This window comes from Streptomyces diversicolor, assembly GCF_057537855.1.
This window is the reverse complement of sequence record NZ_BAAJXA010000011.1, coordinates 32,978-45,238: the sequence shown is the minus strand read 5'-3', so window position 1 is coordinate 45,238 and position 12,261 is coordinate 32,978. Positions and strand designations below refer to the sequence as shown.

Genomic DNA, 12,261 nt, shown 5'->3' with positions numbered 1-12,261 from the left:
ACAGGTCAAAAGGGGTGAACCCCGACCGGGGTCGCGGGTGCCGGGCCGTAGCCGTCGGCGATGCGCTGGTGGTAGGTCTCGCGGTCGATGACCTCCAGGCCGACGATCTCCCACGGGGGCAGTCCCGCGGTCTGCCGGTGCTCGCCCCACAGGCGCAGCGCGACGGCCGCCGCGTCGTGCAGGTCGCGGGCCTCTTCCCAGTAGCGGATCTCGGCGTGATCGTTGGCGTATCTGCTGGTCAGCAGGAAGGGGTGGTCATGGGCGAGCTGTTCAAGACCGCGGCGCAGCTCCTTCAGGGGTACCGCCTCGCCGGAGACGCTGAGGGTGACGTGCCACAGGCGGGGCAGGTCCTTCGGCTCCTCGTAGGACTCCCCGGCCGCGACACTCGTCAGAGCACCACGGGACGCCGCAGTCCCAGGGCGCACTCGCCTCACGACGGCCTCCTTCAACCCAGCGTCGGACTGATGATCGTGCCGCTGAGGCACGCTTCCGGAACAAAGTTGAGCAGGCCGCGCGGCTCCGTGTGGCGCTTTTACGGAACGTCCCCCACCGGGGGCGTCGTTACGCCCTGTTTTACGGGTGCAGGATCACCAGATCGTCCCTGTGTACGACCTCGCGTTCGTACGCCCGGCCCAGCTCGCGCGCCAGTTCCCGGGTCGAACGTCCGAGCAGCTGGGGGATCTCCTTGGCGTCGAAGTTGACGAGGCCGCGGGCCACCGCGTGCCCCCGGGTGTCGCGCAGTTCCACCGGGTCGCCGGCGCTGAACTCGCCCTCGACGGCGGCGATCCCGGCGGGCAGCAGCGAGGTGCGGCGGTGCACGACCGCCTGCACCGCGCCGTCGTCCAGGGTCAGCGAGCCCTGCGGGGTGGAGGCGTGCTGCAGCCACAGCAGCCGGTCGGCGGAGCGTTTGCCGGTGGGGTGGAAGTAGGTGCCGGTGTCGCCGCCGGCCAGTGCGACGGCGGCGTGCACGGCGCTGGTGAGCACCACGGGGATGCCGGCGGCGGCCGCGATCCGGGCGGCCTCGACCTTGGTGGCCATGCCGCCGGTGCCGACCCCGGCCCGGCCGGCGCTGCCGATCTCGACGCCTTGGAGGTCGGCGGGGCCGCGCACCTCCGCTATCCGCGAGGTACCGGGCCTCGCGGGATCGCCGTCGTAGACGCCGTCCACGTCGGACAGCAGCACCAGGAGGTCGGCGTGGACAAGGTGGGCGACGAGGGCGGCGAGGCGGTCGTTGTCGCCGAAGCGGATCTCGGCGGTGGCGACGGTGTCGTTCTCGTTCACGACGGGCAGGGCGCCCATGGCGAGGAGCTTGTCGAGGGTGCGGGAGGCGTTGCGGTGGTGGGCGCGGCGGCTCATGTCGTCCGAGGTGAGCAGGACCTGGCCGACCCGCACGCCGTAGCGGGCGAAGGAGGCGGTGTAGCGGGCGACGAGCAGGCCCTGACCGACGCTGGCCGCCGCCTGCTGGCGGGCGAGGTCCTTGGGGCGGCGGCGCAGGCCCAGCGGTGCGAGGCCGGCGGCGATGGCGCCGGAGGAGACCAGGACGATCTCGCGTTCCCCGCCGCTGCGGCTGCGGGCGAGGACGTCGACGAGCGCGTCGACACGGTCGGCGTCCAGGCCGCCGGAGGCGGTGGTCAGCGAGGAGGAGCCCACCTTGACGACGATCCTGCGGGCCTCGCTCACGGCCTGCCTTGCCCTTGCCACCTTGCGCTCTGTCCCCTCGTCCGCGTCCGGCTGCCCTGTGCGGCAATCTACGCGAACGGGATACCGGGCCGCGCGGCGTTTCACTCCCCGGACAGACGGTGCGTGACGAGGTGAACACGTTGCGCACAGAGCCAAAAGGTTGCACCGATTGCGTATAGAAATTAAAGCTGACGCAAACTTAACTTGAACCTTGTGCCACAAACAGTTCGTCGCGCCAAGCGCATACTCCTCAGATCGGGGAAGAGCCCCTACGACGTCGTCTCGCTTGAGGAGGCCCTCCACCGGGACGTCATCGCCACCAACTCCGGCAACCTGATCTTCAGCGATGCCGCGCACAAGATCCTTCAGACACCGGACACCGAGGTCGTCTCCAACGGCATCGGGGCGGACGCGTCCGCGGCGGCCAGGATCAACGAGGAGTACGACGCCTTCGTGGTGCCGTTGGCCAACGCCTTCCGGCCGTCGTTCGAGGGCGGCCTCAACCGGCTGACGCGGCTCATCTCCCGGCTGAAGATCCCCGTGGTGGTGCTCGGGGTCGGCGCGCAGACCGGGGTGAGCTACAACCCGGCACGGCTGAAGCGGATCGAGCCCGCTGTGCGGGACTTCTGTGCCGCGGTGCTGGACCGCAGCGCGTCGATCGGTGTGCGCGGCGAGTTCACCGAGCAGTACCTCAGGGACATGGGTTTCCGGGACGTCGAGGTCATCGGCTGCCCCTCGCTGTTCATGAACGGCCGTCGACTCGACGTGCACAAGCGGGCGCCGGAGCTGACGCCGGACTCCCGGATCGCGGTCAACGGTTCGCACAGCGCGGTGAAGGCCGGCCTCGACGAGATCATCATGCGCACCCACCGGCGCTACCCGGACCTGCGTTTCGTCGGCCAGAACCTCAGCGACGCACGGCAGTTGCACTGGCGGGACCTGTCGGACCCGAACGGCAAGGTGACCGGGATGCCGACGCATCCGGACCACCCGATGTACGGGGAGGACAAGGTACGGGTCTACATCGACCCCGTCACCTGGATCGACGACCTGCGCGGGTTCGACTTCTCCTTCGGCTCCCGGATCCACGGCAACATCGCGGCACTGCTGGCCGGGACGCCCGCGACGGTGCTGTGCGGGGACTCGCGGACGCTGGAGCTGTGCCGCTACTTCGACATCCCGCACCGGCAGCTCGACCAGGTGATCAAGGACCCCGGGTCCGCGGACCCGGCGCGGCTGTACGAGCAGGCCGACTTCACGGGGCTGGTCGGGGGCCATCGGGAGCGGTTCGAGCGGTTCACGGCGTTCCTGGACAAGAACGGTCTTGAGAACACGTTCACGCACGGCGACGGCGGGGCGGCGTTCGAGGAGCGGATACGGGCGCTGACGTTCCCTCCGGGGGTGCGTCCCTGGCTCGACACGGACGCCGCTTCGCTGCTGTCCCGGATGAGCTGGCTGCACCGCCGGGTGGGCGAACTGACGGTGGACAACGCCCAGTTGAAGCGCGAGCTGGCGCGGGTCAAGGCCGGCGCCAAGACCACGGCCAAGGTGGCCGCCGCGGCCCCGTCGACGGCGTCGGTCTACCGCCGGGCCCGCCGCGCGGTGGGCCGCCCGCTGCGCCGCGCCCTCCAGCCGGGCCGCCAGCAGCCGACCTGACCGGACACACCCGTCTATCCAAGGGCACCCCACCGGTCGCCCTCGGCGGCCCACCCGCTCGGAACCGGCACACGCCCCCTGCCCACACCCCGGTTCCGACCGCATGAGCCCCGCCGGCCCCGGACCGCCGCCGCACCAAAGCCCCACGCGGCGGCCCCCGGAGGACCGCCGTACGGCCCCACACCGGCCCTCCAGTCCCACAGCGGACGGGAGTTGGCCCCCGGGCCCGGAGGGCTGTGTGTGACGGGGTTCGGTGGGGCTGGGGGCGGCGGTGCGCCGACCCCGGGGCCAACTCGCGTCCGGGAGAGCGTCTGTTGGCCTCAGGGGGCTGCTTATGGGGCCCGGAGGGCTCGGGTGCGACCCCGTGTCGGTCCTCCAGGCTTGCCGGGACGGCCCCGTCAGGCCGCCGCCGTGCCGAAGCCGCCCGGGGGGAGGGTGCGGCGGATTTTGCGGAGGGCTCGGCGGAAGAAGGAGTTGGCGCTCGCCTCACGGTAGCCCTCGAAGGCGCGGGCCTCGCGGTCCTCGGCGCGGTAGAGACTGTCGGGGATGCCGGCCGCGCGCGAGCGGAAGTGCGGGTAGACGAGGTAGACGCGGGTACGCCGCCGCTCCAGCACGGCGGCGGCCTGCCGCTTGGCCCGGACGAACTCCACGACGTCCACGAGGAGGTCCGGGCGGCCGGTCGCCACCAGATGCAGCCGCAGGCGCTCGTGCACCTTGAGCCGCCGGGCGACCCCGGGCGTCCAGTAGGCGTCCATCAGCGGCTTGGCCAACGCGAACTTGTCCCGCCTGACCTCCTCGCTGTCCTTCAGGTACCGGGGGCCGAACTGCGGCAGGAGCGTCACCAGGAAGGGCCGGACCATCAAGGCGTCGCGCCGGCTGCCGGCCGGGACCATCTCGGCGATCAGGTTCATCAGGGCGCGGGCGGAGTCGAAGCGGAGCGCGTAGCCGCCGGTCTTCGTGACGTGCTTGCCGTCCTCGCGGCCCACCAGGTAGTAGCAGGTGTAGTCGGCGAGCACGGAGACCCCGTCGGCCCGCAGATACGCCTCCATGGTGAACAGCGCGTCCTCGCCGGTCCACAGGGACTCGTCGAAGCGCATCCCGTGCCGGTCCAGCAGCGCCCGGCGGAACAGCTTCTGCGCGCTCAGCGTGAACTTGATGTTGGAGGAGAAGACGTCGGTACGGCCGAGCGTCTTGCCCCACATCGACTTGGGCGGGGTGCGGTTGATGCCCTCGACCCGGCCGAGGACCACATCGGTGCCGTGCTCGTCGGCCATGGCGACCATGCGTTCCAGGGCCTCGGGCCCGAGCCGGTCGTCGGCGTCCAGGAAGAACACATAGCGTCCGCCCGCCTTGCCGAGGCCGACGTTGCGCGGGCCGCTGGGGCCGCCGGAGTTCTCCTGCCGGATCACGGTGACCGGCATGGGCGCGCGGGCCGCGAACTCCTCCAGGTACTCCCCCGTCCCGTCGGTGGAGCCGTCGTCGACCGCGATGACCTCGATGCGCCCCGGTTCGATGGTCTGTGCCTCGACGGACTTCAGGCACTCGACCAGGTACGGCATCGCTTCGTACGCCCCGATGATCACGCTCACATCAGGCTGCGTCACGACGGTCACGTTTCCCCCTAGTCAATGGAACATTTCCCCCGTATCGCCTCAATCGCAACCTGTTAGACGGGAAGCGGGGCGTGCCGGTTGCCTTGCCGTACACGATCAGTGGCGCACGTCACACAGCGAACGGACGGGCAGGGGGCGGTAATGGGTGACACCGGACAGTACGCACGGCCGGTAAGAATTGCTCAGGAGCGACGAGAACCGACGGTAAGAAGACGCGGTCGGACATCCCGAGGCGCGCAGAGGACGAATCCGAAGACGAATCCGAAGACACATCCGAAGACAAAAGGGCCCGGTCTTCCGGAGAGTGCTCTCCGGAAGACCGGGCCGCGGCTTCGGCGGGACGTCAGCCCGCCGTCACCCCGTCCGTCTCGCCCGCGGACGACAGCCGCTGCCCGGGCAGCAGCTCCGCCAGCGCGCCCGCCTCCGCCGTGCCGGCCGCGGCCCGGTTCGTCTGGCCGAGGTTGCGGGTCTCGGCCTTGCGGGCGAGGCCGGCCACGGCGGCGTTGAACTGGTCGATGGACGTGGGCTCGTCGGGGCCGAGCAGATACCGCTTCAGCTCCGTGCGGTCGTCGGCCAGCGGGTCGGCCGCAGGGTCGCGTACGGCGGCCAGCAGGGCGTCCAGCTCCTGGGCGCCGTTGGACAGGATCACCGCGGCGCGCACCGCCGTGTTCTGCCGTTTGAACTCCTCCACGCCCAGCTCGGCGGAGTCCGTGACCGCGTAGGGCTTGCCGCTCGCGATGAAGTCGGAGACCACGCTGGAGATGTCGGAGACCATCGCGTCGGAGACGTTGAAGCAGTCGTACAGGCGCGGCTCGGCGCCCGCGATGACCCGGTGCTCATGCGCCGGGAAGGAGCGCCAGTAGGCGGCGTTCCACTCGGCGCGCAGCCGGGCGATCTCCTCGTGCCGGGTGACGTCGACGACGCCGTCCCGGGACGCCTCGGCCTCGTCGCCCTTCTCGCCGCCGGCGCCGGACAGTTCGGCGAGCCGGGCCTCGATGCGGGCCAGCTCGGCCCTGGCCTGGGCCTGTGCGGCCGGTTCTGCGGGGAACCGGGTGTCGGTGGCGCGCTGTGCGGCGGCCTTCTCGACCAGGGCGGTGATCCGCTCGTGGGCGGCCTTGGCGCGGGCGCTGCGGGTGCCGGTGAAGGGGTGCGGCTTGTACAGGACGCGGACGGGCGGGTCGGCCCGCACCAGCCGGCGCACGATGTTCTCGCCGGCCAGCAGGATCGAGGTGTTGCCCGGGTTGTCGTCCCAGCCCTCCCAGGTGGGCGCGTACAGCACGGTCGGCATCCGGTCCTCGGGCACGCCCTGCCAGGTCCGGATGGGCGCCAGCTGCGGGCGTCCGACCTCGACGATGTCCTCGTCGCGTACGCCCACGTCGGCGATGGCGTACCGGTCGCGGCCCGCGCGGCCCGCGGTCCACACCTCGTCGTAGACCTTGCTGAACGGGTTGACGCTGGCCAGCTTGTCGCTGTCGCCGTGGCCGATGAAGACGTGCTTCATGGTCGGTACGCGCAGCAGGTGGATGTTCTTGCCGACGTTCGCCGCGTACAGCGCGACCCGCACGGTGGACAGGTCCATGTTCATCAGATGCACACCGCCGGGCACGCAGACGACGGGCACCGTGGTCGGGGCGAGGTTTTGCAGGATGACCCGCTCGCGCAGGATGACCAGCGGCCGGGTGTCCAGCTGCTCCATGGTCTCCAGCCACATGTTGACCTGGTACGCGGAGTCCTTGGAGCCGGAGAAGTAGAGCACCGTCTCCGGCCGGTAGGCGGTCAGCCAGTCGTCGACGGCCGCCAGCACCTGCTCGGCGTTCGGCGGGATCTTGCGGCCGCGTACGTAGGGCATGAGCACGACGACGTACAGCAGGGCGAGCAGCACCGTCAGACCGATGCCCGCGTAGCCGTACGCGGACCTGTCCAGCGCGGCGCCGACCAGGATGCCCGCGACCGCGAACAGGTCGAGGTGGAGCATCTTCTCGGCGGAGCGGTGCAGCAGGCGCTGCGGCGGGGCGTCCGGGATGCGGAGGCGGGACGTCAGGTCGACGTTGCGGGTGGCGACCGGCATGCGGCGGCGGTTGCGGATCAGGGTGACCAGCGCGCCGTGCGGGGCCTGCAGGGCGAACAGGGCGATGAAGCAGGCGATCGCGCCGTAGTAGATCAGGTTGTCCGCGAGGGACATCCGGGCCAGCAGCAGGACCAGGAGCAGCTGCCGGATCAGGAAGCGGATCGACAGCCCGGCGCGTACCTTGCCGAGGCGGTTGATCAGGTAGCTGCCCTTGTGGTGCAGATAGTGGTCCGCGAGGTAGGTCACTGCGGCCGCGGCCGCGAAGGCGTACACACTCGGGACGAGTGCGGCCACCATGAGGCAGGGGAAGCCCAGCATCATGAGGGCCGCCGCGGCCAGCTCGGCCGCGCTGCCCACCCGGGCGACGCGAATGGCGGTGGATATCACGGAGAACCTTTTTGCTGACAAAACGGCCGGAATGAGACCTTACGGACGGTCTGGGGGTCTTAAGGATTCAGGCCCCTGTGAATGCTCCGCTAACGCGCAGCCACAGGGGCCTGAATGACAGTTGCTTATTTGCTGCCGATTATGCCACGCCGTCCTGACGGTCGAGGACGCCGGCCAGTGCCTGCTCGAAGCCGGACGCCCTGCTGGCGCCGGCCGTCGGATCCTGCTGGCGGACGTCGATGACATGCCCGGTCAGCTCGGACAGCAGCACATCGAGTGAGGTGCGGGCCACGGCCTCGGAGGAGAGCAGGGAGCCGGCGGGCTCCTGCCCGAAGGCCCTGGTGCGCATCGGGGTGGCGGTGCGCTCGGGGTTGACGCAGTTGACGCGGATGCCGTCGCCGGCCCACTCGTCGGACAGCGCCTGGGTGAGGTTCACCATGGCGGCCTTGGTGGAGGAGTACAGGCTGTACTCGGCCCGGCCGCGGGTGTAGCTGCTGGAGGTGTACAGCAGCAACTGCCCCTTGGTCTCGGCCAGGTACTTGTACGCGGAGCGCGCGATCTGCACCGGCGCCAGGTAGTTGACCTTCAGCGCCTCCTCGATGGTGGCGTTGTCGGTCTCGGCGAGCTTGCCGATGCGCAGCACTCCCGCGGTGTTGACGACGTAGTCGATTCGGCCGGTCTCCGCGTACGCCCTGGACAGCGCGTCGTCGACCTCCTCGGGGTTCTCCACGTGGGTGCCGGTGGTGGAGCGGCCGAGGGCGTAGACCTGAGCGCCGTAGGACCCGGCGAGTTCGGCGATGTCCTTGCCGATGCCGTACGAACCGCCGAAGATCACCACGGTCCGGCCGGCGAGCAGTTCCCGGTAGGTCTCCTCGCCCTTCTGCTCGGGCGCGGCGGTGGAGCCGAGCTGGAAGAGCTTGTCGGCGATGAACACGTCGACCGGCTGGGTCACCTTCATGTTGTACTCGTCACCCGCCACGACATGGATCGGCACGTCGGGCAGGTACTTGAGCACGACCGAGCAGTCGTCGGTGGCCTGGAAGTTGGGGTCGCCGGCGGCGACCTCGTAGGCGCGGCGGATCGTGGACAGCTTGAACGCCTGCGGGGTCTGGCCGCGGCGCAGCCGGGAGCGGTCCGGGATCTCGGTGATGAACTCGCCGTCCTGGCCGTGGGTGCGGGTGACGATGATGGTGTCCGCGGACGGGATGGCGACGTCGACGGCCTGGTAGCGCTCCAGTGCGGTGACGCAGTCGTCGATGACGCGCCGCGACAGCAGGGGGCGTACGGCGTCGTGGAAGAGGACGTTGAGGTCTTCGCCGGGGGCCAGGTCCGCGCCGAGGGCGGCGATGGCCCGCTCGGTGGTCTCGTTGCGGGTGGAGCCGCCCTCGATGATCTCCTTGACCTTGGTGAACCCGGCCCTGGCGACGATCTTCTCCACGTCCGGCACATAGCCCGGCGCCATCAGCACGATGACGTCGTCGATCGAGTCGGCGTTCTCGAAGGTGGTCAGGGTGTGCTCGATGACTGCCTTGCCGGCGATCTTCAGCAGCTGCTTGGGGATCGACAGACCCACCCGCTGGCCGGTGCCACCGGCCAGGATCACTGCGGTGGTACGGGGCTTGGCTATGTGCTCGAACACAGGTGACCTACCTTGGCGCGTCAGGGAACTGGGAAATGGTCCCACTTCGAGTAACCGCAGTGCAAGGTGAGCGTCCTTCGTTGCATATGTGCGCGCAACCTGTCATTCACCTTCCGGGCCTGGGGACAGGCGAGGCACTGCGGAAGGGTTCCCGGGAATTGCTGTGAGTAACTCCACAGGGCTTTCGTCTCGCGGAACGTGACGCCTCGTCGGCTCAGCGCCGTCGCAGCCGCTTGAGACAGCGGTGGCCGAGCACCCGCACCAGCTCCTTCGACGACGTCTGGTGCACGGTGCGCGCCGTGGCCCGCACGGGCGCCGCGGCGGCCGCGGCCAGCGCCCCGTACAGCGCCCGAGCTGCGACCTCGGGGGCGATCAGGACCCGGTCCGAAGCCTCGCAGGACGGCTCCGGCACGGCCGACAGCAGCGCCGGATCACCGAGGACGCGCACGCCCGAGGCCCCGATCCGCTCCACCATCCCGGCGGCTATCTGGGCGACGGCCTCGACCGCCCACCGGGGCGTGACGATCTTCACGTCCCGCGGCGTCGGACTGCACGTGTTCTTCATATGCATGACCGCGCCGTTACGAACCAGCCGGGAATACAGCTCATCCGGCAGATCATTGCCCCGGAATTCCACATTAAGATTCCGCAGCATTTCGGTCTCGGCACGGGTGAGTGAACGATTCGCCGTGTCCGGGACCGGCTGGAGGAGATTTCCGGGCAGTCCGAGCAGCGCCTCGAAGGTGCGCATCAGCCCGTCCCGGTCCCGGTCGTCGACCACCACGACGGTGACCCGGTCCGGACCCACCACCCGGGCCCAGCGCTCGACCAGCCGGTCGTGCCGGTGGCGATGCCAGAAGCTCGGGTTGGGCTTCTCGAAGGGCGGCTTGCGGAGCATGTGCTCCAACCAGTCCTCGTAGCCCATGCGCAGCCCGTTCTGCACGTACTGCTGCCACTGCGAGGGCATGATCTTGGCCAGCGGGCGCAGCGTGACCAGCACATGCACCCGCTCGCCGCCCAACTGCGCGACGATCCGCCCGACGGCCGTCTCGTCCGCGGCGTCGGCGAAGAACTCGCTGCTCACCACCGAGGTGCGCGCGCCGCCGGCCTTCACCCGGTCCACCAGCCGGGTCCAGTGCGCTTCGGTGGGCACGGTGTCGCCCATCATCCCGGGCCTGGCGCAGGCGGCGAGTGCGGCCTCCATGGGGTGCCGGCTGTGCGCCGGGAACACGACGCCGTGCTCCGGCAGCGCGTCCCTCGCGGCGAACAGCGCCCCCTGGACGGCGGTGGTCCCGGTCTTGTGCGGGCCTATGTGCAGCAGGCGGGTGCCGGCGGGCAGCGGGGCGGGCGCGGCGGCGCCCCCGCCCCGCGCGGAAGTCCCGCCCCGCGCGGAGGCCCCGTTCACCGGGATGCCGTCTCTCGTACAGTCCGTCTCCATGGTCAACGGATGGTAAGAGCCGTGTCTGAGACCTGCCTGAGAACGCCCTGGGACTGTCGTGAGTCAGCGGTGAGCCGTTGACGAGTCCTGGAGCGCTCCCGCGAACGCGCCGTCACTTCAGGTGCACGCCCGGCACGTCCGCCTCCACCCGCAGCGCGGCCCGCGTGCTCGCGCTCGCCCGCGGCGCGACCACGGTGCTCACGGCCCGCACCCGCGCGTCGATGCCGTCGCGGCCGATGTCGAAGAGGTGGTAGCCGCGGTGGGCATCGATCACCTTCCAGTGCGGGTTGTCCGCCTTCAGCGGGTCCCACTGGGCGTGGAAGGCCGTCTGGTCCTGGTCGCCGTTGCTGGAGACGGACGTGCCGACGAACTCGGCGCCGACGACGTCCGAGTCCGGATCGGCGAAGTCCGCCTTCAGATCGCTGATCATCGTCAGGTGCCGGTCGCCGCTGAGCACCACCGGATTGCGTACGGACCCGAACTCCCGGAGCAGGGCGTTGCGTTCGGCCTGGTAGCCGTCCCAGGCGTCGTAGTACCAGAGCTTGCCCTCGCCGGGGAGCAGATCGGTCTCGGCCATCATGATCTGCGAGGCGATCAGGTTCCAGCGGGCCGGGGAGCCGTGCAGTCCGTCGAGCAGCCACCGCTTCTGCCCGGCGCCGAGCATCGTCAGCGACGGGTCCTGCGCGCCGGCCTGGGTGGTGGCCTGGTCGCTGCGGAACTGCCGGGTGTCCAGGACGTTGAGCCGGACCAGCCGGCCGAAGTCCAGCCGGCGGTGCATCCGGATGTGCGGGCCGTTCGGGATCGCGCTCGCCCGCACCGGCATGTGCTCGTAGTACGCCTGGTACGCCGCGGTCAGCCGGGCCACGAACGCGTCGTGCGCCTGCTTGTCGGGGTCCTGCGGAACCTGTCCCGCGAAGTCGTTGTCGACCTCGTGGTCGTCGAAGGTGACCACCCAGGGCGCCTGCGCGTGCATCGCGGCCAGGTCCGGGTCGGTGCGGTACTGGGCGTAGCGGTTGCGGTACTCGGTCAGCGTGTACGGCTCCCCCGTGCCCTCGTGACGGCGCACCGCCGTCGCCGACGGCGCCGACTCGTAGATGTAGTCGCCGACGAAGAGCACCACGTCGGGGTCCTGGGCGAGCATGTCGGCGTACGGGGTGAAGTAGCCGTGCTGCCAGTTCTGGCAGGAGGCGAGCGCCACGCGCAGCGAGCCGCCGGAGCGGTGCGGGGCGGGCGCGGTGCGGGTGCGGCCGGTGGGCGAGAGCCGGCCGCCGGCCCGGAAGCGGTACCAGTAGGCGCGCTCGGGGCGCAGCCCCCGCACGTCCACATGGACGCTGTGTCCGTACTCGGGCCGGGCCCGGGCCACGCCCCGGCGCACGGTCCGCCGGAACCGCTCGTCCTCGGCGATCTCCCACTGCACCGGGACGACGGCGTCGGGCATCCCGCCGCCGTTCAGCGGGTCGGGGGCGAGCCGGGTCCACAGCACGATGCCGTCGGGCAGGGGGTCGCCGGAGGCGACGCCGAGGCCGAACACCCCGTCGGGCAGCGCGGTCTCGGCCGCACGGGCCGTGGTGGGCAGCCACAGCGGGGCAAAGGCGGCGGCGCCGAGCACGGCGGCACCGGCGGTCAGCAGACGGCGGCGGTCGGGCGATACTGCTCCGGTCATGCGCGGACTCCCTTGCCACAGTGACCTCTTGGGCATGGACCACTGGGAAGCTGCCACGGCCCAAGGACCCGCGCCCTGAACACAGGCATGCGCGCGCATGACAAACAGACAGACAGT

Annotated in this window: 8 protein-coding genes; 1 reads left to right on the top strand and 7 read right to left on the bottom strand. The window is 70.6% G+C overall.

What is annotated here, in order from left to right; all coding sequences use genetic code 11:
- Window positions 1–5 precede the first annotated feature (5 nt).
- Window positions 6–434 carry a hypothetical protein gene (locus AC27LF_RS15025; protein WP_479660163.1) on the bottom strand — a complete coding sequence of 143 codons (429 nt, stop codon included), beginning with the start codon at window positions 432–434 and terminating at the stop codon, window positions 6–8.
- Between the two features lie 139 nt (window positions 435–573).
- On the bottom strand, window positions 574–1,680 hold the full coding sequence (gene proB / locus AC27LF_RS15020; RefSeq protein ID WP_479660164.1) for a glutamate 5-kinase: 1,107 nt from the start codon (window positions 1,678–1,680) through the stop codon (window positions 574–576).
- Window positions 1,681–1,893: 213 nt separating this feature from the next.
- Here proB and AC27LF_RS15015 point away from each other — a divergent pair, with 213 nt between their 5' ends.
- Entirely contained in the window at window positions 1,894–3,336 is a 1,443-nt protein-coding gene (locus tag AC27LF_RS15015; RefSeq protein ID WP_479660165.1) for a polysaccharide pyruvyl transferase family protein, read from the top strand.
- Between the two features lie 398 nt (window positions 3,337–3,734).
- Here AC27LF_RS15015 and AC27LF_RS15010 read toward each other — a convergent pair whose 3' ends face one another.
- From AC27LF_RS15010 to AC27LF_RS14990, 5 genes are all read right to left on the bottom strand, one after another.
- Window positions 3,735–4,895: a glycosyltransferase family 2 protein gene (locus AC27LF_RS15010; protein ID WP_479660198.1), complete on the bottom strand. Its 1,161-nt coding sequence runs from the start codon at window positions 4,893–4,895 to the stop codon at window positions 3,735–3,737.
- Window positions 4,896–5,292: 397 nt separating this feature from the next.
- Window positions 5,293–7,404 (bottom strand): hypothetical protein, encoded by a 2,112-nt coding sequence (locus AC27LF_RS15005; RefSeq protein ID WP_479660166.1) that lies wholly within the window; start codon window positions 7,402–7,404, stop codon window positions 5,293–5,295.
- A 139-nt stretch (window positions 7,405–7,543) separates the two neighbouring features.
- On the bottom strand, window positions 7,544–9,043 hold the full coding sequence (locus AC27LF_RS15000; protein WP_479660167.1) for an SDR family NAD(P)-dependent oxidoreductase: 1,500 nt from the start codon (window positions 9,041–9,043) through the stop codon (window positions 7,544–7,546).
- 214 nt (window positions 9,044–9,257) lie between these two features.
- Entirely contained in the window at window positions 9,258–10,481 is a 1,224-nt protein-coding gene (locus tag AC27LF_RS14995; RefSeq protein WP_479660168.1) for a hypothetical protein, read from the bottom strand.
- 112 nt (window positions 10,482–10,593) lie between these two features.
- On the bottom strand, window positions 10,594–12,144 hold the full coding sequence (locus AC27LF_RS14990; protein WP_479660169.1) for an alkaline phosphatase D family protein: 1,551 nt from the start codon (window positions 12,142–12,144) through the stop codon (window positions 10,594–10,596).
- Window positions 12,145–12,261 lie beyond the last annotated feature (117 nt).

Bases quoted from the DNA above. Each gene is read 5' to 3' on its own strand.
- AC27LF_RS15010 (WP_479660198.1), bottom strand. From the start codon at position 4,895: ATGCCGTACCTGGTCGAGTGCCTGAAGTCCGTCGAGGCACAGACCATC.
- AC27LF_RS14995 (WP_479660168.1), bottom strand. From the start codon at position 10,481: ATGGAGACGGACTGTACGAGAGACGGCATCCCGGTGAACGGGGCCTCC.
- AC27LF_RS14990 (WP_479660169.1), bottom strand. From the start codon at position 12,144: ATGACCGGAGCAGTATCGCCCGACCGCCGCCGTCTGCTGACCGCCGGT.